Annotated in this window: 21 protein-coding genes; 8 read left to right on the top strand and 13 right to left on the bottom strand. The window is 53.7% G+C overall.

Annotated features, from left to right (window positions below; all coding sequences use genetic code 11):
* Positions 1-8 precede the first annotated feature (8 nt).
* Entirely contained in the window at positions 9-236 is a 228-nt protein-coding gene (locus IB226_RS02005) for a YejL family protein (protein WP_036648480.1), read from the bottom strand.
* Positions 237-394: 158 nt separating this feature from the next.
* On the opposite strand from IB226_RS02005, the gene yejK reads away from it, so the two are divergent.
* Positions 395-1,399, top strand: a complete 1,005-nt coding sequence (yejK, locus tag IB226_RS02010; RefSeq protein ID WP_101763686.1) for a nucleoid-associated protein YejK — start codon at positions 395-397, stop codon at positions 1,397-1,399.
* A gap of 35 nt (positions 1,400-1,434) precedes the next feature.
* Here the strand turns inward: yejK and IB226_RS02015 are convergent, their stop codons facing one another.
* The 3 genes from IB226_RS02015 to IB226_RS02025 all read right to left on the bottom strand — a co-directional run bounded on the left by IB226_RS02015 (position 1,435) and on the right by IB226_RS02025 (position 7,652).
* The gene (locus IB226_RS02015; protein ID WP_192233310.1) at positions 1,435-5,265 is read right to left on the bottom strand and encodes a S6 family peptidase; all 3,831 of its coding nucleotides are present in this window, start codon (positions 5,263-5,265) and stop codon (positions 1,435-1,437) included.
* Positions 5,266-5,481: 216 nt separating this feature from the next.
* Positions 5,482-5,766 (bottom strand): 50S ribosomal protein L25, encoded by a 285-nt coding sequence (gene rplY, locus IB226_RS02020; protein WP_101763688.1) that lies wholly within the window; start codon positions 5,764-5,766, stop codon positions 5,482-5,484.
* 131 nt (positions 5,767-5,897) lie between these two features.
* The gene (locus IB226_RS02025; RefSeq protein ID WP_192233312.1) at positions 5,898-7,652 is read right to left on the bottom strand and encodes a DEAD/DEAH box helicase; all 1,755 of its coding nucleotides are present in this window, start codon (positions 7,650-7,652) and stop codon (positions 5,898-5,900) included.
* A gap of 166 nt (positions 7,653-7,818) precedes the next feature.
* Between IB226_RS02025 and rsuA the strand changes: the two genes are divergently transcribed.
* From rsuA to IB226_RS02040, 3 genes are all read left to right on the top strand, one after another.
* On the top strand, positions 7,819-8,541 hold the full coding sequence (rsuA, locus tag IB226_RS02030) for a 16S rRNA pseudouridine(516) synthase RsuA (RefSeq protein ID WP_176973714.1): 723 nt from the start codon (positions 7,819-7,821) through the stop codon (positions 8,539-8,541).
* 12 nt (positions 8,542-8,553) lie between these two features.
* Complete coding sequence (locus IB226_RS02035; protein ID WP_192233314.1) at positions 8,554-9,747, top strand: Bcr/CflA family multidrug efflux MFS transporter; 1,194 nt, start codon at positions 8,554-8,556, stop codon at positions 9,745-9,747.
* Positions 9,748-10,084: 337 nt separating this feature from the next.
* Positions 10,085-10,411: a hypothetical protein gene (locus IB226_RS02040; protein ID WP_101763692.1), complete on the top strand. Its 327-nt coding sequence runs from the start codon at positions 10,085-10,087 to the stop codon at positions 10,409-10,411.
* On the opposite strand, the gene yejF is transcribed toward IB226_RS02040, so the two are convergent.
* From yejF to yeiP, 9 genes are all read right to left on the bottom strand, one after another.
* Positions 10,405-11,994, bottom strand: coding sequence for a microcin C ABC transporter ATP-binding protein YejF (yejF, locus tag IB226_RS02045; protein WP_192233316.1), 1,590 nt, complete (start codon positions 11,992-11,994; stop codon positions 10,405-10,407). The genes IB226_RS02040 and yejF overlap by 7 nt on opposite strands.
* Complete coding sequence (locus tag IB226_RS02050) at positions 11,995-13,017, bottom strand: ABC transporter permease (RefSeq protein ID WP_110866600.1); 1,023 nt, start codon at positions 13,015-13,017, stop codon at positions 11,995-11,997. It lies immediately after the preceding gene.
* A complete protein-coding gene (locus IB226_RS02055; protein WP_176972345.1) occupies positions 13,017-14,108 on the bottom strand; it encodes a microcin C ABC transporter permease YejB in 1,092 nt (363 codons plus the stop codon). The genes IB226_RS02050 and IB226_RS02055 overlap by 1 nt, the downstream gene beginning before the upstream one ends.
* 10 nt (positions 14,109-14,118) lie before the next feature.
* The gene (locus IB226_RS02060; protein ID WP_192233318.1) at positions 14,119-15,927 is read right to left on the bottom strand and encodes an extracellular solute-binding protein; all 1,809 of its coding nucleotides are present in this window, start codon (positions 15,925-15,927) and stop codon (positions 14,119-14,121) included.
* A 65-nt stretch (positions 15,928-15,992) separates the two neighbouring features.
* Positions 15,993-17,558: a cyclic di-GMP phosphodiesterase gene (locus tag IB226_RS02065; RefSeq protein WP_192233320.1), complete on the bottom strand. Its 1,566-nt coding sequence runs from the start codon at positions 17,556-17,558 to the stop codon at positions 15,993-15,995.
* Between the two features lie 280 nt (positions 17,559-17,838).
* Positions 17,839-18,414: a bifunctional murein DD-endopeptidase/murein LD-carboxypeptidase gene (mepS, locus tag IB226_RS02070; protein ID WP_008105015.1), complete on the bottom strand. Its 576-nt coding sequence runs from the start codon at positions 18,412-18,414 to the stop codon at positions 17,839-17,841.
* Positions 18,415-18,928: 514 nt separating this feature from the next.
* The gene (locus IB226_RS02075) at positions 18,929-19,636 is read right to left on the bottom strand and encodes a phosphatase PAP2 family protein (RefSeq protein WP_101763698.1); all 708 of its coding nucleotides are present in this window, start codon (positions 19,634-19,636) and stop codon (positions 18,929-18,931) included.
* Positions 19,637-19,680: 44 nt separating this feature from the next.
* Positions 19,681-20,655 carry a GTP-binding protein gene (locus IB226_RS02080; protein WP_192233322.1) on the bottom strand — a complete coding sequence of 325 codons (975 nt, stop codon included), beginning with the start codon at positions 20,653-20,655 and terminating at the stop codon, positions 19,681-19,683.
* A 106-nt stretch (positions 20,656-20,761) separates the two neighbouring features.
* Entirely contained in the window at positions 20,762-21,337 is a 576-nt protein-coding gene (yeiP, locus tag IB226_RS02085; RefSeq protein ID WP_008105009.1) for an elongation factor P-like protein YeiP, read from the bottom strand.
* Between the two features lie 152 nt (positions 21,338-21,489).
* On the opposite strand from yeiP, the gene IB226_RS02090 reads away from it, so the two are divergent.
* The 4 genes from IB226_RS02090 (at position 21,490) to fruA (ending at position 25,802) form a co-directional block, all read left to right on the top strand.
* Positions 21,490-21,744: a YkgJ family cysteine cluster protein gene (locus tag IB226_RS02090; RefSeq protein WP_101763700.1), complete on the top strand. Its 255-nt coding sequence runs from the start codon at positions 21,490-21,492 to the stop codon at positions 21,742-21,744.
* 278 nt (positions 21,745-22,022) lie between these two features.
* Positions 22,023-23,153 (top strand): fused PTS fructose transporter subunit IIA/HPr protein, encoded by a 1,131-nt coding sequence (gene fruB / locus IB226_RS02095; RefSeq protein ID WP_101763701.1) that lies wholly within the window; start codon positions 22,023-22,025, stop codon positions 23,151-23,153.
* A complete protein-coding gene (gene fruK / locus IB226_RS02100; RefSeq protein ID WP_101763702.1) occupies positions 23,150-24,088 on the top strand; it encodes a 1-phosphofructokinase in 939 nt (312 codons plus the stop codon). Before fruB ends, fruK begins: the two co-directional genes overlap by 4 nt.
* A 16-nt stretch (positions 24,089-24,104) precedes the next feature.
* Entirely contained in the window at positions 24,105-25,802 is a 1,698-nt protein-coding gene (fruA, locus tag IB226_RS02105) for a PTS fructose transporter subunit IIBC (protein WP_101763703.1), read from the top strand.
* Positions 25,803-25,843: the final 41 nt, after the last annotated feature.

A 25,843-nucleotide genomic window follows, 5' to 3' on the forward strand; every position in this document is an offset into this window, starting at 1 on the left:
TCTGCATATTAATGAGCGTTATCATCGCGTACGGATGACTGCAACGCATCCGCGAAAGATCGAGCCAGTGTGCGGCGTTGAGCCGGTGAAACGCTGGTATTGATCAAGTTAGTTACCATGTTACCCAATACCATCAGGGAAAGGTCGGTTGGCGCTTTGTCTTTTTCAAGAATCTGCGCCATCTCTGCGAGGAGCTTTTCCACGCGTTCGTCACTGTAACGGGATGATTGTGGCATATCGTCGTCTAATCAAGTGTGAAAAGGCGGTATATTACCGTAACAACGCATTTTTTTCCGCAATTTTATCGCAAGCAGAGCGATCAGTTTGTGCTGGCAGTTGAAAGCGGCTGCGGGCGGTGTTTGAATACGCGCCTGAGCTAAAAGGAGAGTCTACCATGAGTCTGGATATCGACCAGATTGCCCTGCATCAGTTAGTTAAACGTGATGAAAACCAGCTTGAACTGGTACTGCGCGACACCTTGCTGCCTGCTACCCGCGCGGTTGAAGAGATGGCAGAAGAGCTGCACCGGGTATATAGCGCCAAAAGCAAAGCTTACGGACTGTTTAACGAAGATAGCGAACTGGCCGATGCGTTGCGTAACTGCCGCAAAGGGGAAGATGACTTTCTGGCGTTTAGCCGTGCGGCAACCGGACGTTTGCGTGATGAACTGAGCAAATATCCGTTTGCGGAAGGCGGCGTGGTGCTGTTTTTGCACTATCGCTATCTGGCCGTGGAATATTTGCTGATTGCGGTTCTCAACAGCCAGTCGAGCATGCGCGTCAACGAGCAACTGGATATCAGCAGCACCCATTATCTCGATATCAATCATGCGGATATTGTGGCGCGTATCGATCTCACCGAGTGGGAAACTAACCCGGAATCCACCCGTTATCTGACCTTCCTGCGCGGTCGCGTGGGGCGTAAAGTGGCGGATTTCTTCATGGATTTCCTTGGTGCTAGCGTCGGTCTGGACACCAAAGCGCAAAACCGTGGGCTGCTGCAAGCGGTTGATGATTACTGCGCCGAATCGGATCTCGATAAAAACGAGCGTCAGAACTATCGTCAGCAGGTTTACAGCTACTGTAACGATCAGCTGCAGGCCGGCGAAGAGATTGCGCTACACGATCTCTCCAGTGAATTACCGCCGCTGGGAGAAAAAACGTTTCAGGCCTTCACCCAGGAGCAAGGTTACGAGCTGGAAGAGACCTTCCCAGCGGATCGTAGCACCTTGCGCCAGTTGACCAAGTTTGCGGGTAGCGGCGGCGGATTAACCCTGAACTTTGATGCCATGCTGCTCGGCGAGCGTATCTTCTGGGATCCCACCACCGACACGCTGACCATTAAAGGCACGCCACCGAATTTGCGCGATCAGCTGCAACGCCGCACCAGCAGTAAATGAAAAAAGCCGGGTCACCAAAGTGCCCGGCTTTTCTATCAGAACGAATAGTTTATGCCACTGCTGATGAGGGAATCGGTGCGGAACTTGCCACCAAAGCTATGCTTCGCGCCAATATTCGCTGACCAGTTGTCGCTGATTTTCCCTTCTAAACCCAGATGAACCCGATAACGATCGTCGTCCAGCGCGCCATAAACGCGTCGGCTGTGGCGATCCTCAAGGGTTAGTGAAGAGCCAGAACGGCCCGGTGAAAATTGTTTTTCAACGGTGGCGCTGAATCGCACGCGTGGCAGCAGCGTACCGAGCCCCTGTTTGCTGACTTCAATACCCGGCGCGAGTCCCCACGGCATGGCTGAACTCAGGGCAATGCTGGCCTCTCTGCTTTCCAGCGTGTATCCCGGTAAATAGCCTGCGCTGGCTTTCAGGTAAGGCGATAGCGTGAAAGACGCATCCAGCAGAGGGTAGGATTTACCCCATTTTGCACTGCCTACCAGCATATGGCTGGTTTTTGAGGTGCTTTTTACTCCCAATACCGGGTCAAGGTGAATGTCCTGACGCAGATGCAGGTAGCTGGCAGCAAGATCCATAAACCATCCTTCATCGCTCATTCCGCTTGCATACAGGCCCAGAGTGCTCAGTTTATGGCTAATGCTGGCTTCGTCCCCGGCATTTCCCTGGCTGTAACTGGCGGTCACGCCATAAAGCCAGGCATCCGCTTGCGCATCGGCGCCGATCTCTAGCCTGCTGTCTTTTAACGTTACGCTATCCATTCTGCCGCGATTTTGGCTGAGGCTGGCCCATGCGCCGCTATTTTCATGGTTACCGCGCAGGAGCTGAGCGCGATCGGTCAGCATATTGCTGATTTCACTGAACAGGTAGTGGCGCGAAGCGAGCAGGGCGCGAGTACTCTGCACCAGCGGCTGATTATCAATGATCTCAAACCAGTCTTCTGCAGTACCCGGATTTGGCGTGATCTCGGGCTCAGGTTTCACTTCAGGCTCAGGCTTAACTTCCGGTTCAGGCTTAACTTCCGGTTCAGGCGTAATGTCGGGTTCGGGATGAGTCTCCGGATCGGGGTCAATTATCGGATCGGGTGGTAACACCGGATCCGGCGTTTTGGCAATGATCCATTTCACGCGACCATTCTCTTCCACAACCTGATAATCAGCGGTATAGAGCGAGAACCCGCGTTTGACCGGAGGTAGCGTGAAATAGTCGTGCGCGGTTCCGGCGGGCGCGTTCACCAGCACGATCTCTTTCGCGATGCGGTTGGGGAAGGTTTCACCCAGCATAAAGCCAAGATCGAGGGTGTTGCTGCCGCCCTGCACGCTGGACCCAATGTATAAACTGTCGCTGATGGCGGACTGTGGCGCGATGCCGAAACCAAGCTGCAGATGATTTGCCGTCAGATGTTCCACAGAGAGCAGCTTCGGCGTCCAGGCCATTTCATCTGCAGAAAGAAGCGAGATGATACCGCCTTTACCTGCATCCATCCGATGCACGCGGCTGTTACCATTCATATTCCAGAATGTTTCACTGCTCAGGGTGACTCTCGCTGAGTGACTGTCGTTGATGTGGCCGTAGTAATCGACTTTGCCAAGATGAAGCAATGCGTTATCGCCCAGCGTGATATTGCCCTCAACCGAGCTGGCGGGAAGGAAACGCAACTCTTCCGCGTTTCGCTGTGCAACTTTGCAGCTGCCCTTAGTGCTTTGCACCGGCGAGGTGCAGCGTAAAATTTGCTGCTCATCAGCAGCGTCGGGATGGTAGCCAAGGATAACCTGGCTGTTGTCGCCCGCCTGGATATCGGCTTTAACCTGCGCGTATTCACCGACCTGTAAACGTGCATTGTCATTGACTACAATGTTATTGGCGGTGAAAGAGGAAGTGTACCAATCGTTGTCAATGATCAGGCCGCCGGCATGAGGAACGGGTTGCCCGGACAGCAGAAGAGTCCCCTTATTGACGCTGATATTTCCATTTAAATGGATATTACCGGTCAGTGCGAAATGTGTATTTCCACTCTCCGGAGATAAATTCACATCTAATGCACCATTATTTTTATCCGACGAGCGCGTGCCAATGTCTCCGCGGAAAACTAAATCATTTAACTGCGATAGTCGATAATCGACGGCTTGAACCAGATCATATCCCAGATACTTCCAGTCTTCATTGTCCTGCTGATTTGTGGGGAAGTACCAATACTTCTCTTTTTTTAATTGAAAATACTCTTTACGTTGCGTTCTCGAATTATAATATTCATAAATATCACCAATATTACCAATGTCGACACTGCTCCAGGTGTTAATGTTGATATCGCTACGTGAGTACCCTGTAAGCGTTAGACTGGCCGAGGTTAACTCACTCTGATTGATCACTGCCGCACCGCTATCCGTGTGATTAATCTTTCGCATTATGAGATTATTACCACTAAGATCCAATGTCCCCCCACGATAACCAAAATAAATGTTATCAGGATTAACCTGGTCTTCGCTCGCTAAAATAACGGTAGGCCGACCGCTCGCTAAATACAGTCGAGAAAATGCCTGGCGATTTCCTTGCGCATCTTTTTGTTGATCCAGAATAACGGTGCCATCGCCGATATTCAGTCCGCCTTCATTGACACCTGTAGCATTAATATGTAAGACGCCACCGCCAATTTTGTGTAAATCATCATCTTTGAGTCCATTCACTTGCCAGATGACTTTTTTCCCTTCATCGATTTCAACGCCGCCGCCCACCCAGGTTGCGCCCACATTCTCTGCAGATTTCAGTGTGTAGTTATTAGAAAACTGTAGTTTTCCTGCTCCCAGATTGACAGCCTCATTAAGAATAATGTCTCCGCCCGCGCCGTTAAAGCGAATATCTTTGGTTGCATCAAGTTCAATAAGGCTGGCTTTGCCTGGCGCCAAATGACGATATGTGTTGTCTAAACCTTGCCAACCCCAGTTTTTACTACCCTGAACCAGCTTATCTGCATTCCAGTAAATTGGGCCATTATTCGCAAAATCAGTGACATCGGGAGAGATATTGTTGGCAATAATCCCATTGAAATATTCTTCATTAAAACGTGTTGAGATAACTTTGCGACCATAAGGCGTTGCGCTACCATAACCACCATAATGTACACCAGCGAGTTTCCATTTTTTATCAACATTGTCGTAGACGTAAATAGGGCTGCCACTGTCACCGCCGCCGGTTGATATTGATAAAGCGGATGAATATTGATGGCCAGGTTCATATTGAATCCAATAGAAATCGTCATTTTTTTCTTTGTTGAAGGTAATGGTGTCAATATTAATTGTTCCACCCGCTAACCATTTATAGGCACTGGCCAGGAACTCTTTCTCAGTGAGGTCATTTGTGACCTGTGTCATTTCACCAGCACCCGCGCGCACATAAGCAATATACCGAGAGCCATGTCCTTTCTGAAGCTCATTACGTTCCACATAATCTATTGGCGCTACTTCGGTTACAACTTTGTTTAACCGTGGCAGAATATTATCCTGAACGGCGGATTGATTGCGGTTAATAAAAAGATAACGGGAGGAATAAGCAGAAGGACCGCCAAAAGAAACGCTACCCAAAGCGGTTACGTGCCGTGTGGTGGTTACATAGGATGGATTAATTAATGTGGCAAACCCGCGACGAGATACACTGCTAAGGTCGGGCATGGCAAAATCAAGATAACCACTCAGCTCGCCATCTTTTTTAAAAATGGGAATATTGCTTAAGCCGACACGATATTTACCCATATTTTCGGCAAAATCACGGTATTCTTGCACGTTAATGTCATGACGCATTACGCCCGCATAGCCAGAAAATGAGATGAGTATGATGCCATAGCCCAAGGCAGGTATTTTTTTCACTTGAAGTCCTTGCAGACAAATTCTGGAGAAATGTTAAAACGGCATTCTCCATGGTTTGTGAAAGCTTCACGGTAAAGAACAGTCTCAAATAAACGAAAGCAGAGAGAAATGAAAGACAGGGGTTTTTAGGAAGGGAAGATATCGGGTTATTTTTTATGCCTAAAATAAAAGGGCCGGTTTCGCAACCGGCCCTTCTACCTTCAACTTATTCAGCGATTAAGCGCGAACGAAGTCGATGTGGAACAGTTTTGGCTTGAACGGATGACGCTGTACCGCCTGAGCTTTAACTTTAACTTCTTTGCCATCAACCGCGATGGTCAGCACTTCGCTGTAGAACTCAGGTTTAACCTGTACGTTCATCACTGCATCGTGGTCGAGTTCGATAGCAATTGGTGCTTCATTTCCGCCATAGATGATGGCTGGGAATTTGTTTGCTACACGCAGGCGGCGGCTCGCACCCTTACCCTGGTCTTTACGTACTTCAGCGTTAATAGTGAACATTTGATGTCTCTTCAATAGTTCCTGCTACAGGCGACCCAGCAACAGGACGGTTATTCAAACTGCTTTTACGGATGCAAAAGCGGGCGGCATTATAGCCCCAATGATGCTGCAGGGGCAAATGATTCCGCCGCTTAACGCAGCTCATTGGCACGGCGATAACGGCCCTGATAATCAAACATTTTTTCGCGAATCTGCCAGAAATGGCCTTTTGCGCGTGCCACCACAAAGTCCGGATGACGCAATAAAGGCTGTAAGGCGATGACATCCGCTGCGGTTTGCCAGCCAAGTTCCACGCCCGGCGCGCGCTGATGCGGGCGCATAAACAGCTGCTCAAAGGCTTTACGTTGTGCTGGCGTTTGCAGGCGAAAACGCTCGCTGACGCTGGTGCCATCTTCATCGAAATAGGTGGCTTTCAGCCATTCGCCTTTATCATCGCGCCCTTGCTCCAGCGTCATGCCGGCGCAGCGCAACACGCGCGCATCTTTCAGTTTCAGGGCCGCTTTCAGCATGTCATCCGGGTCGACCAGAATTTTGTCGCATTGATGGCAGCGCCGCGCGGCGATGTCATTCTCGGCGCCGCAATCCGGGCAGCTTTTGAAGCGAAAGCGATAATCACACTGTTCGCGCTCGCCTTCATCATCTTCCAGCACGCCCTGACAGCGGCGGCCAAAATGCTCGATGATGTGTCCATCTTCGGTGGTTTTGCCCCAGAAGGTATTGGCGAAACCGCAGGCGGGACAAAACACCTGCACCGGCTGATTGTCGCTGGCCCCTTTCGGCGCGCCGACTTCGGGGGTGAAAAGATCGTGTGGATTACCGGCGTAATCCAGCACCAGACAATCGGTTTTGCCGGGTGACAAGCGTAAACCGCGACCGACGATCTGCTGGTAGAGGCTAACGGATTCGGTAGGGCGCAAAATGGCGATCAAATCCACGTGGGGCGCGTCAAAGCCAGTGGTCAGAACGGCAACGTTGACCAGGAACTTCAGCTGCTGCGCTTTAAATGCACCAATTAAGCGGTCACGATCCTTCACTGCCGTTTCCGCCGAGACCAGCGCGCTGTTTTCAGGCAGCAGCGTGAGGATTTCACGGGCATGTTCCACGGTTGAGGCAAACACCATCACGCCACGGCGATCTTCAGCAAACTCAATAATCTGGCGAATAATATGCGGCGTTACGCGATGCTGTTGTTTCAGCTCGCGGTTGAGATCGGCTTCGCTAAACAGGCCATTATTTTGCGGGATCAGGCGGCTGAAATCGTACTGTACCACCGGCATATCTAAGCGCTCCGGCGGCACCAGAAAGCCATGTTTGATCATATAGCGCAGCGGCAGCTCATAAATGCAATCGCGGAACAGTGCTTTCTCATCGCCGCGCACCATGCCGTGATAGTGGAACTGATATATCCAGCCTTTGCCGAGTCGGAAGGGCGTGGCGGTCAAACCCAACAGGCGCAACTGCGGATTGTGCTGCCGCAGGTGGGCGAACAGCAGCTGATACTGGCTCTCTTCGTTATCGCTGATGCGGTGACACTCATCAACGATCACCAGTGAAAAGGCGCTATCGAAGCGATCAAGATTGCGTGCTACCGACTGCACGCTGCCAAACACCACTTTGCTTTCGCTCTGTTTGCGCTGCAAACCCGCGGCGAAGATGTCTGCTTCAAGACCATAAGCCTGATATTTGCTGTGATTCTGCTCCACCAGCTCTTTGACGTGGGCCAGCACCAATACCCGTCCACGCGCTAGCCGCGCCAGTTCAGCAATCACCAGACTCTTACCCGCCCCGGTTGGCAGCACAATCACCGCAGGCGTGGTATGGCGACGAAAGTGGTTGAGGGTGGCGTCAACCGCCTCTTGTTGGTATGGGCGCAGGGTGAATGACATCGGGGCAAACTTTTTTCTGGAACAAACACGCATTATGCCATGAAAGCCAGTTAAACGCAGGTTCACTACTGTTAGCACTCTAAGGATCAAGCTATACTGCCCACACTTTCTTAACGGACAAAAACACCGTTTCAGTTTCCCCCGCAGTAACAGGCAAAGCGAATTCATGCGACTCGAAAAATTCATATCTCAGCAACTGGAAGTTAGCCGTGCTATCGCCGGACGCGAAATCCGCGCCAAAAAAGTCACCATTAACGGCGAAGTCGTGCGCGATGCGGCTTACAAAGTATTGCCAGACGATGAAGTCGAATACGACGGCAATCCGCTGGTGGTGCAGCAAGGACCGCGCTATTTCATGCTGAACAAGCCGCAGGGTTACGTCTGCTCAACCGACGATCCCGATCATCCCACCGTGCTGTTCTTTATCGAAGAACCCGCAGCGTTCAAGCTGCATGCGGCGGGCCGTCTGGATATCGACACCACCGGTTTGGTGCTGCTGACCGATGATGGGCAATGGTCACACCGCATTACCTCACCGAAGCATCACCTGGAAAAAACTTATCTGGTGGAAGTGGAGGAGCCAATCGATCCTGCTCTGGTTGAGAAGTTCGCTGCGGGTGTACAGCTGCACAATGAAAAAGAGCTCACCAAGCCGGCCGTGCTAGAGATTCTCGATGAGAAAGCCGCCCGTTTGACTATCAGCGAAGGGCGTTACCATCAGGTCAAACGCATGTTTGCGGCGATGGGTAACCATGTCTCAGCGCTGCATCGCGAACGTATTGGTGACATCGAGCTGGATGAAGATCTCGGCGAAGGTGAATATCGTGAACTGACCCAGCAAGAGGTCGACAGCATCGGCCTGCCAGAAGAACTCAAACAACGTAAATAGCGGGAGAACGCGGTGCGCAAGGAAAAGAATTCACCGGTCGGTTTAGTGGTCATCCTCGGATTGCTGGCAATGCTGATGCCGCTCTCTATCGATATGTATCTGCCGGCCATGCCGCAAATCGCCCATGAGTTTGCGGTTTCAGCGGGCAGTGTGCAGATGACGCTCAACCTTTACATCCTCGGTTTCGCCATTGGCCAGTTAGTTTATGGTCCACTGGCAGACAGCTACGGACGTAAACCGGTGATTGTGCTGGGAACGCTAATTTTTGCCTGCGCCGCCGCGGCTTGCGCGCTGTCACAAACCATCGATCAGCTGATCTTTATGCGCTTCCTGCACGGCTTATCGGCCGCCGCTGCCAGCGTGGTGATCAACGCCTTGATGCGCGACACCTACTCGAAAGAGGACTTCTCGCGCATGATGTCATTCGTGATGCTGGTGACCACCATCGCGCCGCTGCTGGCACCGATTATCGGTGGCTGGCTGCTGTTGCTGTGGAACTGGCACGCTATTTTCTGGACGCTGGCAGGTGCCGCGCTGTTCACCACCATGCTGGTCGTGACGCAAATTCGTGAAACGCTCAAGCCCGAACAGCGCCAGCGCTTTCATCTGCGGACCACGTTGGGCAACTTTGTGGCGCTGGTGCGCCACAAGCGCGCCTTCAGTTACATGCTGGCGAGCGGTTTCTCCTTTGCCGGATTATTCACCTTCCTCAACGCCGGTCCGTTTGTCTACATCGAAGTGAACCACGTTTCCCCGCAGAACTTTGGCTATTACTTTGGCCTGAACGTGGTGTTCCTGTTCGTGATGACGTTGATCAACAGCCGCGCCGTGCGCCGTTTTGGTCCGGTGAAAATGTTCCGCATGGGATTGTTGATTCAGTTCGCGATGGGCGTTTGGCTGTTGATTTCCAGCGCGCTGGATTTGGGCTTCTTGTCGCTGGTGTTTGGCGTGGCGATGTTTATTGGCTGCGTCTCGACGGTGTCGTCGAATGCGATGGCAGTGATTCTGGATGAGTTTCCGCATATGGCGGGCACCGCTTCCTCGCTGGCGGGAACGCTGCGTTTTGGTGTCGGTGCTTTAGTCGGCGCGCTGCTCTCATTAGTCAGCATTAACAGCGCCTGGCCGATGGTTGCCACCATTGCGCTGTGCGCCACAATTTCGATTGTGCTGTTCACCTATGCTTCGCGGCCTCAACAGCCGGCGTGACATCCCCAGGGTCGTCATAAATGGCGACCTGACCTCTCTTAATTCTTCTCCCTCACTCGCTAATCCCCATTCATTCGTTATGCTTAATGTTTCCATTATGTGAAAATTTAGAGATAAAAAAGTAACGATAATGCGTCTAAAATGATTGTTAACCGCAGCCGAACACGGTAAACATAGGCATAAATGTGAGAAGCCTCGCAAATTATAAATTGGCTACACGCTTTGTGTTTAAAACGAGAAGGCAGACTGAATTGGTATTCAGAGCTAATCAGATTGGGATTCACCACGTTGTGCCGTCGTCGTGAATAAAGTTAACGTCTCTGGGGGCCGTATAACTATGCTGCAACTTTCCGTTGTGCATCGCTTGCCACAACATTATCGCTGGTCGCTGGAACATGCGGGTGAAATTGTGCGTCAGGAAGCAGCGAATGGCGTGCATGCCGAAGATTTAGTGGTGCTGCGCCTGCTGAGTCATGATGGTCATCCGGCGCTGGAAATTCTGCACCAGCTGAAGGAGACGCTGGCGCAAATTCAGGTCGAGTGCAAAATCGCCGAGTGTGAAGGGCAGCCTTGCCTGCTGATTCAACGTGATGACGAAAGCGCGACCAACTGCTGCCTGAAAAATCAGGGTGTCGCTATCGCCGAAACCTTTGATGGTCACTGACTTAGATCTTTTCCCTGCGCAGACGCCAGTAGCTGCCGCGTGTAATCGGCTGCTGGTGCGTTAAACAGCGTTTCGCAATCACCTTGCTCCACCACTTCACCCTGACGCAGCACAATCAGCTGATGACAGAGCGCGCGCACCACCTGCAAATCATGGCTGATAAACAGATAGGCGAGCTGATGCTGCTGCTGCAAACGGCGCAGTAAGGTGAGAATTTGCTTCTGCACCGAGCGGTCCAGCGACGAGGTGGGTTCATCCAGCACAATCAGCTGCGGCTCAAGGATCAACGCGCGGGCGATCGCGATGCGCTGGCGCTGACCGCCTGAAAACTCCGCCGGATAGCGCGAGCGGCTGTCGGCATCGAGCCCCACTTCCTGCATCACCGCAATCACTTTGGCTTCCTGCTCCGCACTGCTCAGTTCCGGGCGATGCACCGCTAAACCTTCCGCAATCACCTGTTGCACCGTCATGCGCGGATTGAGCGAAGAATTGGGATCCTGAAACACCACCTGAATGCGCTGGCGCAGCGGCAATAATTGCTTTGGCGACAGCTGATGCAGCGGCTGATCGTCAAACCAGATCTCACCGCGCGCGCTAATTAAACGCAGCAGCGCCAGGCCCGTTGTACTCTTGCCCGAGCCCGATTCGCCCACCAGTCCGAGGCTTTCGCCACGCCGCAGGGTAAAGCTAAGATCCTTCAGCGCCATCTTCTCTGCCACGGTGCGACGCAGCAATCCCCGCCGGATCGGGAAACCAACCTGTAAATTCTTCACCTGTAACAGCGGTTGCGCATCCAGCAGCGGCACCGGTTCGCCATCCGGCTCGGCGGCGATCAGTTCGCGCGTATAGGGCTGCTGCGGCTGGCTGAACAGCATATCGCAGCGATTGTGTTCCACAGCGCGGCCATTGCGCATCACCGTGACGCTGTGCGCCAGCTGACGCACGATATTCAGGTTATGGGTGATGAACAGCATGCCCATGTTGAGTTCACGCTGCAGTTCGCGCAGCAGTTGCAGAATCTGCGCCTGAACCGTCACATCCAGCGCGGTGGTCGGTTCATCGGCGATCAGCAGCTTCGGCTGGGTTAGCAGCGCCATGGCGATCATCACGCGCTGTCGCTCACCACCAGAAAGCTGGTGCGGAAAATCCTGCAAGCGCGATGCCGCATGGCGAATGCCGACGCGATCCAGGCAGCTCAGCATTTCGCCACGTGCGGCTTCGCGCCGCATGCCGCGATGCACCGACAGCACTTCATACAGCTGCTTCTCCACGTTATGCAGTGGATTGAGCGACACCATCGGTTCCTGAAAAATCATTGCCATCTGGTTGCCACGCAGCCCGCGCAAGGTGCGTTCGCTGGCCTGCAAAATATCCTGGCCGTTAAACAAGATTTCGCCTTGCGGATAGTTGACCGGCGGCTGCGGCAATAAGCGCATGATCGACAGCGCAGTCACGCTTTTACCGGAACCGGATTCGCCCACCAGCGCCAGCGTTTCGCCGGCGTCAATCTGCAGCGAAATGTCTTCTACCACGCGGCGATCCTGAAAGGCCACCGCCAGATGATTCACCTTTAACAGGCTCATTTAGCGTCCTCGACTCGGGTCAAAGGCATCGCGTACCGCTTCGCCAATAAAGATCAGTAACGACAGCAGCAGGGCGAGGGCAAAGAAGCCCGCCAGTCCCAGCCACGGCGCCTGTAAATTGTTTTTGCCCTGGAGCAGTAGCTCGCCAAGCGAGGGTGATCCCACCGGTAAACCAAAACCCAGGAAGTCCAGCGAAGTTAGCGTGGTGATTGAGCCGCACAGAATAAATGGCAAAAACGTCAGCGTGGCGACCATGGCGTTGGGCAGCATGTGGCGCAGCATAATGCGGCTATCGCTGACGCCGAGCGCGCGCGCCGCACGGATATAATCGTAGTTACGTGCGCGCAGGAATTCGGCGCGCACCACGCTTACCAGGCTCATCCAGCCAAACACCACTGTCACCAGCAGCAGCCACCAGAAGCCGGGCTGAATCACGCTGGAGAGCAGAATCAGCAGGAACAGCGAAGGCATGCCGGACCACACCTCAATCAGGCGTTGACCCACCAAATCGATGCGGCCGCCAAAGTAGCCTTGCACCGCGCCAACCACGATGCCAATCACGCTGGAGAACAGCGTCAGCATGATGCCGAACAGCAATGAGATGCGCGTGCCATACAGCAAGCGTGCCAGCACATCGCCACCGTTAGCATCGGTGCCGAGCCAGTTTTGTGTGGAAGGTGGCGAAGGGAAGGGCACATCGGTGGCGAAGTTGATGGTGCTGTCGCTGAAGCGAATCGGTGCCCAGATCGCCCAACCTTGTTGATCGATGCGCTGCTTCAGCCAGGGATCCTGATAATCGGCAGGCGTAGAGAAATCACCGCCGTAATCACTTTCGCTGTAGTTGAATAGCAGCGGCACATACCAGCGCTGCTGATAATGCACCAGCAGCGGTTTGTCGTTAGCCAGCAGCTCAGCGCCCAGTGACAGAACAAAAATGATCAGGAAAATCCACAGCGACCAGTAACCGCGTCGGTTATGGCGAAAACGCTGCCAGCGCTGCTGGTTAACCGGAGATAAGCGCATTAGCGTCCCTCAAAATCAATGCGCGGATCGACCAGCGTGTAGGTCAGATCGCTAAGAATGTTCATCAGCAGGCCAATCAAGGTGAAGATATAGAGCGTGCCGAACATCACCGGATAGTCGCGCTGAATAGTGGCGTCATAGCCGAGCAGGCCCAAACCATTGAGTGAGAACATCACCTCTATCAACACCGAGCTGGTGAAAAACATGCTGATAAAGGTGGCGGGGAAACCGGCGATCACCAGCAGCATGGCGTTGCGGAACACGTGGCCGTACAGCACGCGCTTCTCATCCAGCCCTTTGGCGCGTGCGGTGACCACATATTGTTTGCGGATCTCATCAAGGAACGAGTTTTTAGTCAGCATGGTCAGCGTGGCGAAACCGCCAATCACCGTAGCCAGCACCGGCAGCGTGATGTGCCATAGGTAATCGCTGATTTTGCTGTACCACGGCAGCGCATCAAACTGCGGTGACGTCAGGCCGCGCAGCGGGAACCAGTCGAAATAGCTGCCGCCGGCGAATAGCACAATCAGCATGATGCCGAACAGGAATGCCGGGATCGAATAGCCAATGATGATAAAAGTGCTGCTCCAGATATCGAAAGCGCTGCCGTTACGCACCGCTTTTTTGATGCCCAGCGGAATCGACACCAGATAAATGATCAAGGTGCTCCACAATCCCAAACTGACGGAGACCGGCAAACTCTCTTTGATCAACTGCAGCACCGATGCGCTGCGGAACAGGCTGTCGCCGAAATCAAAACGGATATAGTTCCACAGCATTTCACCGTAACGCTGCAGCAGCGGTTTATCGAAGCCATAGCGATGCTTAATTTCCGCGATCACTTCCGGATCGAGTCCGCGAGCGCCGCGATATTGGCTGTCGCCGGGATTGTCACGCATCAGCGCACCGCGCGCGCCGCTGTCGCCGCCGCCTGAGCCAGGAATGCCGGTGCTGTGACCAAACTGCACATTGGCTAACGCCTGATCCACCGGGCCGCCCGGCGCAATCTGCACAATAAAGAAGTTCAGGGTGATGATCGCCCAAAGTGTCGGGATGATCAGCAGTAACCTGCGAAGAAAATAGGCTGCCAAACCGTGCTCCTCAGCGTCGATTGGCCGGCAATCGCCCGGCTTTGTTCACATCGTACCACCAGTTTTCCAGACCGGTAGCAAACGCGGGTTTAATCTCGGGATGGGAAAACTTGTCCCAATACGCCATGCGATCTTCCGCGCTGTACCACATCGGAATCATGTAGGCATTCCACAGCAGGATGCGATCCAGCGCCTGGCCGAGCGGCAGCAGCGCTTTCTCATCGCCCTGATGCTCAACGATCTGCTGCACAAAATGGTCGACGATGGGATCTTTCACGCGCGGCCTGTTCCAGGAAGAGTCAATGAATTGAGATTGCCAGATCGTTTGCAAGCTGGTCGAGGGCCATGGCATGGCGTAATAGAGCGATGGGATCATGTCGTAGTCGCCTTCGCGCATACGGCGGAGATATTGCGAGCTGTCAATCTGGCGCAGCGAGACCTGGATGCCAAGCCGCTGCAAACTGTGCTGGAACGGCAACGCCCAGTCGTTTTGCGTACCGCTGCGCATCAGTAATTCGAAACGGAACGGCTGGCCGGATTTCACATTCACCAATTGCTGATTTCTGATTTCCCAACCCGCCGCTTTCAGCAAGTTCATGGCTTGCAACAGGTTGCCGCGATCGAAACCGCTGCCGTCAGAACGTGGCGGGGCATACTCATTGTTGAACACTTCGGGCGGCAGCTGCGCTTTGTAGGGCGCCAGCAGGATCAACTGCTCGGCTTTGGGATAGCCAAGCGCTGCATATTCAGTGTTCTGGAAATAGCTGCGCGTGCGTTTATAAGCGCCATAGAACAAGGCTTTGTTCATCCACTCGAAATCGAACGCCAGCGTGATGGCTTCACGTACGCGACGATCGGCGAACAGCGGTTTTTCGTTGTTAAATGCCAGCCATTGCGTGTCGGTGGAAACGGTGTTGGGAATGGTCGATTTGACGATGGCGTGACTGTCAAAGTTGCGGCCGCGATATTGTGTCGCCCATTTCTTCGCTGAACTCTCTTCGCGCAAATCGTAAGCGCCGGCTTTAAAGGCCTCAAACGCCACGTTGTCATCAAGATAATAGTCATAACGCAAAGTATCGAAGTTAAAACGCCCGCGATTCACCGGCAGATTGGCGGCCCAGTAATCTTTCACCCGGCTGTACTGGATAAACTGACCCGATTTATAGGAGGTGACGCGATAAGGCCCGCTGGCCAGCGGCGGATAACCAATCGGCTCGTTAAACTTTTTGTTTTGCCAGAATTTTTCCGGGATGACCGGCAGCGTTAGCCAGCTGAGAATCCGATCTTTGTCCGGTTTCGGCATATCGATACGCACGGTGAGACGGTTTAGCGCTTTCACTTGCACGTCACGAAACGCCACGCGGAACTGCGGCACACCTTCCGTCATGAATTTCTGGAAGGTGAAAGCCACATCCTGCGCGGTAATCGGTGTTCCGTCCTGAAACTGTGCATGAGGATTGATCGACACTTCCATCCAGCGATAGTCGTCGGGATAGCGCGCTGATTCCGCGATCAGCGGATAGTAGCTGCCAGGTTCATCATCGGAGGTGGTGAACAAGCCGTCATACAGCGTATCGGTACCGATGCCGGGATTGCCGCGCGAGGCGAAACGGTTGAAGTTGTCGTAGGTGCCCACCACCGCCAGCGTGATTTTGCCGCCTTTGGGCGCGGCGGGATTGGCGTAATCGTAGTGAGTGAAATTCACCGCATATTTCGGCTCGCCCAGTTTAGCGAAGGCATAGCTTTCATTGATGGTGGCGGCATGCAGCGGCGCAATGGCGCTACAAATGAACAACGCTGTGACAAGACGCAGCAGCATAAGTGGGGCGATCTCCTGTGGTGTTCCGCACTTTATGGTAGCAGTTTCATGGGGTTCGCGTGATGTTAACTCAGCGCGCGCTGGCGTTGATAATAGCTGACGAGGTTTTCGGGGCGTAACGGACGACTAAACAGATAGCCCTGCAAATGCGTCACGCCGCGATTCACCAGCCACGCCGCCTGATCGCCCGTTTCGACCCCTTCAGCCACGGTTTTGAGATTGAGTTTTTTTGCCAGCAGCAGCACTGCATCAAGCACCGGTGAGGTGACAGTTTCTGTACCAATGCTTTGCACAAAGCCGCGATCGATTTTCAGGTAATCGAACGGATATTTTTCCAGATAGATCAGCGCGCTATGCCCAGTGCCGAAATCATCAATCGCTATTTTAAAATTGTTCTCATGTAGCCAGGCGAAGATTTCTCCCGCGCTTTTTTCACCGACCATGCTGCGTTCGGTAATTTCAAACACATAGTTGAAGTGATCGGTAGGCATGATGTTAATCCATGCCTGGACATCGCGCCGGAAGCTCTCTGAGGCGAGATGCAGCGGCGAGAGATTGAGGCTCAGGCGCGTGCCGCGCGGCAGCTGTTTATAGAGAAACTGGGCATCGCGCGCCACCAGCGTGAACAGATGCTGAGTGAGCGGAATAATCAGGTTTTGCGCTTCGGCGTAGCTGATAAAGGCATCCGGCGGAATCATGCCTTCAGTGGGATGCGTCCAGCGCAGCAGCGCTTCCACGCCGTAGGGTTGTCCATCGTGCGCAGTGACCAGCGGCTGGTATTCAACATGAAACTGGCCACGTTTAATGCCCTGCATGATCTCTTTGCCCGGCCGCTGATGTCGCGTCAGCAATAACCCGCTTAGCGCGGAAATCAGCAGTGAGAAGAGTATGCCGGTCAGCAACGTCAGTGAGTAATCGCGTGGCGCTAAGGTGGTGCCAAACAGCACGAATCGTAGATCGCTGTTATTAAAGGCTATTTCATGTAGCGATGCCGGTAAATCACTCGCGCGTACCACGTTGTTGCTGCCGCTCAACAGCGCTTTGTTGCCGACCACCAGCGCCATGCCAGTGATTTCGGGATGATAAGAGGCCAGCAGCTGATAAGGCGTCAGGCTGATGTTCATGGTGGCGAAAAGGCCGGTCTCGGCTGAACCTGGATTTTTCACCCATAGCACCAGCGCCGGTTTCTTCGGTAGCAATGGCGTGCCTTCCAGCAAGCGCATATCGCGATCGCGTTCCAGTTCAGACTCAGGAGAAATATCGTTGGCTGGCATCAGAAAAGCGCCGGTGGCAGAAGAGCAGTAAGCGTTGCCATCACGCACCAGCAGGATGGCGCGGATATTACCGGCAAAGGCGGCGCGAGAAGTGAGCTCACGACTGACGTTGTTGCAGGCTAACTGGGTGTATTGCTGTAAGGGATAAAGTGTATCGACCAGGCTTGCTATCACCTGTTGTAAATCGTCGCGGCTGTGTGCCAGAAGCTGTTCGTGTTGTTGTACACGTTTTTGCCAGGTGAGTGTTAATAGCACGGTGACAAAAAGCAGAAAGAATGCCGCGCCGATAATCGCACTATGCCAGGCGATACGGCGTGAATAACTGCGGTGGTGTTTTAATGTCCCTGACAGTGGCATGGAGTGCATTCCCCTTGTCTTGCCATTTTTTATTATGTTTATCGTTTGGTCACTACCCACTTCAGACCGCAGCCACGGTGATAACGGTGTCTGCAGCGCAATATCTGGGTATCAGGAAGTCAACGAGAATATAACGAGAGCGCGAAGAATGTCTCGTTATATTTTTGATTCTCAATTACTTTTTATCGGTTGGATTTGAGTTAAAAACTACGGGCGAAAAAAAACGCTGCCGGGGCAGCGTTTCTGATTCTCTGGCTGAGAGGATCATCAAAGAAGTACGTTAGCTTGGGTTTTTAGCAAGAACCCGACGCGCTTCGCGGTAACGATTTTTCCAATAACTGTCATTCAGGTTGGAAATCATTACGCCACTGCTGGTGGACGCGTGAACAAAGTTATCGTTGCCAAGATAGATGCCCACGTGGCGACCGGTAGAACCGGCGCGGAACAGCACTAAGTCACCTGCGCGCAATTTATTGCGTGAAATCTCTTTGCCGGTGTCTTGCTGTTCAGACGTTGAGCGTGGCAAATCTAAACCGAACTGCTCGCGAAAGGTGCGCTGAACAAAAGCAGAACAATCAATGCCGCGTTTGGTGTCGCCGCCTAAGCGATAACGTACACCTTTCCAGTCACTGTACTGTTCCATGATGCGGGACTTAACGTCCACGTTCTGCACCATCTGTTCAAATTCGTCCTGAGACGCTTGAAGTAAAAAACCATTCTGGTTGTTAACTTCATGATTCTCGTTATTCGCGTTCTGACCGTTATGGGTACTGCTACATGCTGATAAAAGTGTTGCGAGTGCTACCGCGGGAATGATCCGCCTGAGGTATCTCAGAATTGGTTGAGACTTGACCATTGTACGTGTTTTCCTTCGATTTCCTTACGACAGAATGTCGTCAGCCAGATGACAAAACGGGTTGAGATTAATAAGTACGACCGTCTAAGACAAATCCTTAATTACTAAAATGTGTTAATGCACACATTTTTGTCGCTTTCAGCACCGCATTTTATGCTGTTGCTTACTAATCGGATTTGAGGTTAACCGATTACAGACCGCGTGGCGAGTGCTTTTATATAAATATTCAAAGGTTTTTTCGATGTGAAATCAATCTGTAACACAATGGCGACTTTATCAACAATTGGCAGCGATTTAATAGCCAAACAGCGGTGCAATAAGGGGGTAATTCTGGCGCTAAGGCCGATTTTAAGAGGGTTCGGGCTGGACAACTTAGGATTAAGGCTATTGTTCCGCGTTTTTCATCATAATCTTTTCTTTTACCTGAATAATGTTAGTTTGCTAATAGTTTATTCAGGTTTTAAATAAGCGCGAGCGACTGACTTTTTGTTCTATGATCACTCGCGCTTAACAATTACGTGCGCGGCTTATATTTGCCCGGCAACGAACGGTTCAGCCAATTCACCAGCTTGTCGCTGAAGGGCGTTAACAGGCACCAGCTCATGCCAACCAGCACCACTGACAACGAACCCACAGCGATATCAGTAAACCAGTGCGCACCCGCCATCACACGTGGCAGAGCAAACACCACGGTAATCATCAACCCCACCAGAAACGCGCGGAAGCCGAAATAGCGCCACATAAAGCAGGTGAAGATCATCAGCATCATGCCGTGGTCGCCAGGGAAGCTATCTTTCGAGGCATCTTTGGCCGGGATGCCGGTCAGTTCGCTTACGCGATGCACATTCTCAAAGAACAGCGTTGGGCTGGAGTGCTGTACCGGCAGCAGATGACCGAGCTGGTTCAGTACTACCGCGCTCAGCAGCATCGTGATGCCAATGGCCAGCAAACGGCGGCGACCTTGCGGTGTCTCGCGGCGCCAGTAGCTTAAATAGAGCAAACCCATAGCCAACAGCGAAACCACATCGAAACCGCGGAAGTTAGTGATGGCCACTAACAGTGCGAAACCGTGATGATCAACCATCTGGTCATTGAAGCCATAAAAGATGGCTTTATCGATACCAAACCAGAACCCGTGATCCGGCGGCAGGTACCATGAAAGGAAAAGCATCACACCCAGTGCATTCAGCAGCAGGATGGTGACTAATCGAGAAGCGCGCATAGAAAATAGACTCAAAGTGAAAACAACGGGGCAACCTAACGCATCTAATTTAAACGAATCTTCAACAAAGCGGTCTGCAAAAGGTTCCAGTCAGCAGGCTGATGATGAATCAATTCGATGCGGCTATCAGGCGGTGTGGTAGGGCGGGTTTCTATAAACAAATCGTCGCCCTGGCGATTGATATTCACTAAACCATCGGCAGTGCGCAACACACCTTTAACGCGATCAACCGGCGCATGCCTTGCCCACTCTAGCGCTTTGATCGCATCAAACACGGTTTCACCATCGAAAATCCAGCCACAGGAAGCATAGCCCTGGCCTTCATTTAGCGCACGACGCCAGCGCGCCTGGCCATCCAGTTTCAGTGCGGCCAGGCCTTGTGGACGTGAATTCTGGTGGTGATGTGCTGCATCGGGAACCGCACGATCCGCCAAGGCGGGTTGAGTCAACAGCGCGGGATCGATGTGTCCCCACGCCACTTCCACCAGCTGACGTTCGCCCAAAAATTGCTGTTGCCAATCCTGCAAACGCTGACGATCATTATCGCTCCAGCGATCGCTTTTATTCGCCACGATGATATCGGCCGCCACCAGCTGATCGCGGAAATTCTCATTCTCCACTACGCGTGCGTCGGCAAGCTGGCGCGGATCGAGCAGCGTTAAGGTGGCATCCACCTGAATCCAGGGTTGATAAACGGCAGCACGCAGCATATTCAGCAGCTGTTTGGGATGGCCAAGGCCGGTAGGTTCGATAATCAGACGATCGGGTTTAGCCTGTTTTAGCAGCATGTTCAGCCCAACCTGCAGCGGCAAGCCGTTAACGCAGCACATGCAGCCGCCGGGAATCTCTTTCAGCGTGGCACCGCGATCGGCGAGCAGTGCGCCGTCGATGCCAATTTCGCCAAATTCGTTGACCAGAATCGCCCAGTTTTCATCGGCGGGTTTATTGGCTAACAGATGCAGCAGAGTGGTGGTTTTTCCGCTGCCGAGAAATCCGGTGATGAGGTTTACGCGCGTCACAAAAGGGCTCCCAAAAAAAGAGAATAAATCGCGCGTGGATGAGAGGCATCCGGCGCGCACGGCCTTGTTATACTATAACAATCACCGGCCGCCGGACGGAAGCACGTTATGAATCAGCGCGTCCCATATAACGACGTTCCGCAATATGAATGCGGATGCGATCGCCATTGCTCAGGTATTCCGGTACCTGAATGGATAAGCCGGTGCTCATGCCTGCGGGTTTGGATCGAGCGCTGGCGGAGGCGCCTTTAATGCCCGGCGAGGTATCAACAATTTCCATATCGACGGTTTGTGGCAGTTCAAGCGCCAAGACCTGGCCATCCATCGTCAGCACCTGAATGCCGGGAATGCCACCTTCAGGAATAAACAGTAGCTCTTCTTCAATTTGCTCTTTTTTGAAGTTGTACGGCGTGTAGTCTTCGTCATCCATAAACACATACTCATCACCATCTATATAAGAGAAGGTGACGGCGCGGCGGCTAAGCGAAATGGCGTCAATAATATCGTCGCCTTTGAAGCGCTCTTCCACTTTCAGGCCGGTGCGGACATCGGTAAAACGCATTTTATAGAGCGTCGCGGCACCGCGAGCACTTGGGCTCTGTACATCAATGTCTTTCACCAGCAACAGTTTGCCGTTCCAGGTGACAGCCATCCCTTTTTTGATTTCATTTGCCTTTGGCATGGTGGTTTTCTCGCTGACAGGAGGTTAATGCGCGTCACGTTACTCGCGCGGCGAAAAACTGGCAAGTCAGCCAATGTAAAATTGTTGCCGGTGCATGGCATTCGCGGTCTGGGACTGTTATTGTCGCGGCGAATTGTCTGCAGGAGCGCATGATGTTTTGTCGTGACCAGTGCGGTGCCTGTTGCACAGCCCCCTCAATCTCGTCCCCGATTCCTGGCATGCCGCACGGCAAGCCGGCCAACACGCGTTGCGTGCAGCTTGATGAGCAACAGCGTTGCAAAATCTTTGGTTCACCGCTGCGTCCGGCGGTCTGTGCCGGCTTACAGCCCAGCGCCGAAATGTGCGGCAGCAGCCGTGATAGCGCCATGACATTTCTGCTTAAACTGGAAGCCGAGACGGCGCCCTGAAGCACTGCTGACGCTTAGCTGAAGAATTGGACTTAATGCCGTTGGTCTGTACAGCAAAAGCATCAGCCTGCCTGCCGGTAAAAATCTTAAATCCAACATGAAGTGTGCGGAACGTCAAAAATCTGCTACTCAGATCGCGCATTTTCTTGCCTGCTGTACGTGGCTGTACCATATTCCCTGAAACGTTTCAGCGTTGTCACTCCGGCTAAGTCCGCGATGCACAGCAGATTTTTTCACCATCTAGCTGAAACGATTCAATACAGCAAGCGAGGAGAGATATGTTCCAGCTCGAAGTTCAGGCCATTCATACCGGTGCTAGCGCACAGAATAAAGAAGAGGCCATTCGTCAGGTTGCCGCTGCGTTAACCGCTGCAGGCAATGTGGCCGAAGGCTACGTTAACGGCATGCTGGCGCGCGAACAGCAAACCACCACTTTCCTGGGTAACGGCATCGCCATTCCGCACGGCACCACCGACACCCGCGACCTGGTGCTGAAAACCGGTGTCCAGGTTTATCAGTTCCCGCAGGGCGTGGATTGGGGCGAAGGGCAAACGGCGTATGTGGCGATCGGTATTGCCGCTAAATCGGATGAACACCTCGCGTTGCTGCGCCAGCTCACTCACGTATTAAGTGATGACAGCATTGCTGAACAGCTAAAAACCGCCTCGGCGGAAGATCTGCGTGCGCTGCTGATGGGCGAAAACCAGGCGGCAGAATTCAAATTCGATACCTCGCTGATTGCCGTTGATGTGGCGGCCAGCGATTTAATCACGTTACAGGCACTGAACGCCGGACGTCTGCAGGCTGCAGGCGCGGTGGACGCGTCATTTATTGCTGACGTGATTTCCCGCGCCCCGCTGAGCCTTGGTCAGGGCATCTGGCTGAGCGACAGCGCCAACGGCAATCTCGGCAGCGCAGTGGCCGTAAGCCGCGCGGCTGCGCCATTCCAGCATCAGGGCGAAAACGTCGCGCTGCTGCTGACCGTGGCGGCTAACGATCAGCGTCCGCTGGAAGTGCTGGGCTATCTCAGCAACCTGCTGCTCAGCAACAAAGCTGAACGTCTGCTGAAGGCCGATGCCGCCGGTATTCTGGCGCTGCTGACCAGCGAAGTCGATGAAGCTGCCGAGCTGCTGACCGCTGAATTCACCATCCGCAACGAACACGGTCTGCACGCGCGTCCGGGCACGGCGCTGGTGACCGTCATCAAACAGTTCAACAGCGACATCACCGTAACTAATCTCGATGGCAGCGGTAAGCCTGCTAACGGCCGCAGCCTGATGAAAGTCGTTGCGCTCGGTGTGAAAAAAGGCCATCGCCTGCGCTTTACCGCCAGCGGCGAAGATGCACAGCAGGCGCTGAACGCAATTGAAGAAGCGATCAATTCTGGTTTAGGCGAGGGGGTTGCATGAGCCGTCGTGTCGCAACAATTACCTTAAACCCGGCTTACGATCTGGTCGGATACACGCCAGAAATTGAGCGCGGCGAAGTCAACCTGGTGAAAACCACCGGCCTGCACGCGGCGGGTAAAGGCATCAACGTTGCCAAAGTGCTGAAGGATCTCGGTATTGATGTCACCGTCGGCGGTTTCCTCGGCAAAGAGAATCAGGACGGCTTTCAGCAGCTGTTCAGCGAACTCGGCATCGCCAACCGTTTTCAGGTGGTGCAGGGCCGTACGCGTATTAACGTTAAGCTGACCGAAAAAGACGGCGATGTGACCGACCTGAATTTCTCTGGCTTTGAGGTCACCGCGCAGGATTGGGAGCGCTTCACCGCCGATTCTCTCACCTGGCTCGGCCAGTTCGACATGGTGTGCGTCAGCGGCAGCCTGCCAGCCGGCGTGGCGCCAGAAGCCTTCACCAAATGGATGAGCGATCTGCGCACGCTGTGCCCGTGCATCATCTTCGACAGCAGCCGCGAAGCGCTGGTCGCCGGTCTGAAAGCCGCGCCGTGGCTGGTGAAACCGAACCGCCGCGAGCTGGAGATTTGGGCTGGTCGCAAACTGCCTGCGCTGCAGGACGTGATCGGTGCTGCACATGAACTGCGTGAGCAAGGTATTGCGCACGTAGTGATTTCTCTCGGTGCGGAAGGTGCGCTGTGGGTGAATGCCTCCGGCGAATGGATCGCCAAACCGCCTGCCTGCGAAGTGGTCAGCACCGTCGGTGCCGGCGATTCGATGGTCGGCGGCCTGATTTACGGCTTGCTGATGCGTGAATCCAGCGAGCACACGCTGCGTCTGGCGACGGCAGTGGCGGCGATGGCCGTCAGCCAAAGCAACGTTGGCGTGAAAGATCGTACCCAGTTGGCCGCGATGATGGCGCGCGTCGACTTACAACCCGTTAACTAACAGCAGGAGAGCGATAATGAAAACGCTGCTGATAAAAGATTCTTTACTGGGACTGGCGTCAGGACATCTGGCGCTGGAACGTTTACGCGCGACGGCGGCACAAGCTGGCCTGACGCTGACCGATAATGCCGCCGAAGCAGAACTGGTGCTGGTTGCTGGTCACAATGTGCCGCAGGACGCAGAGCTGGCCGGTAAATCGCTGGCGCTGGTTGATGTGCAGCAAGCGCTGCGCGATCCGCTGGCGGCAATCAATCAAGCCAAAGCGAGTGCCAAAACCTGGCAGCCTGCTGCTGCAACCGCTGCCGCGCCAGTAGCTGCGCAGAGCGCTGCTCAGAAACGCATCGTGGCGGTGACCGCCTGCCCAACCGGCGTGGCGCATACCTTTATGGCTGCTGAAGCTATTCAGGCCGAAGCGACCAAGCGTGGCTGGTGGGTGAAAGTTGAAACCCGTGGTTCTGTGGGCGCAGGCAACGCGATTACACCAGAAGAAGTGGCGGCGGCCGATCTGGTGATCGTCGCGGCTGATATCGATGTGGATCTGGCGAAATTTGCCGGTAAGCCGATGTACCGCACCTCAACCAGTCTGGCGCTGAAGAAAACTGCGCAGGAGCTGGATAAAGCGCAGGCCGAAGCGAAAACCTATCAGCCGAGCGGCAATCAGGCTGCCAGCGCACAGGGCGACAGCAAAGAGAAAGCCGGTGCCTATCGTCACCTGCTGACTGGCGTTTCGTACATGCTGCCGATGGTGGTTGCCGGTGGTTTGAGCATCGCGCTGTCATTTGCCTTTGGTATCACCGCATTTAAAGAGCCGGGCACCTTAGCGGCGGCACTGATGCAGATCGGTGGCGGCAGCGCCTTCGCGCTGATGGTGCCGGTGTTAGCCGGTTTCATTGCCTTCTCGATTGCGGATCGTCCGGGTCTGACGCCTGGTTTGATTGGCGGTATGATCGCCACCAGCATTAACGCCGGTTTCCTGGGCGGTATCATCGCCGGTTTCATTGCCGGTTACGCCGCGAAGATGCTCAGCAGCAAAGTGAAACTGCCGCAGAGTATGGAAGCGCTGAAGCCGATTCTAATCATTCCGCTGGTGGCGAGTTTAATTACCGGTTTGCTGATGATTTACGTGGTAGGTAAGCCGGTGGCGGGCATCATGACTGGCCTGACAACCTGGCTGGCCAATATGGGTACCGCGAACGCAGTGCTGCTGGGCGCGATTCTCGGTGGCATGATGTGTACCGACATGGGCGGTCCGGTGAACAAAGTGGCCTATGCGTTTGGTGTTGGTCTGCTGAGTTCACAAACCTACGCACCGATGGCGGCCATTATGGCAGCCGGAATGGTGCCACCGCTGGCGATGGGCCTGGCGACGCTGGTTGCGCGTCGTAAGTTCAACAAAGGTCAGCAGGAAGGTGGTAAAGCGGCGCTGGTGCTCGGGCTGTGCTTCATCTCTGAAGGTGCGATTCCGTTCGCGGCGCGTGATCCAATGCGTGTGCTGCCGTGCTGTATCATTGGCGGCGCGGTAACCGGTGCGATTTCCATGGCGATTGGCGCGAAACTGATGGCACCGCACGGTGGTCTGTTCGTCCTGCTGATTCCAGGCGCGATTACCCCAGTATTGGGTTATCTGCTGGCGATTGTGATTGGTACTGCGGTAGCGGGACTTGGCTACGCCATCCTGAAAAGACCGGAAGAAGAGCTGGTTAAAGCCGCGTAATCTTCGTCACACATAAAAAAGGGAGCTGCGGCTCCCTTTTG

Origin of the sequence: Pantoea sp. PNT03 (genome assembly GCF_014852515.1) — a bacterium.
Classification (GTDB): domain Bacteria; phylum Pseudomonadota; class Gammaproteobacteria; order Enterobacterales; family Enterobacteriaceae; genus Pantoea; species Pantoea leporis.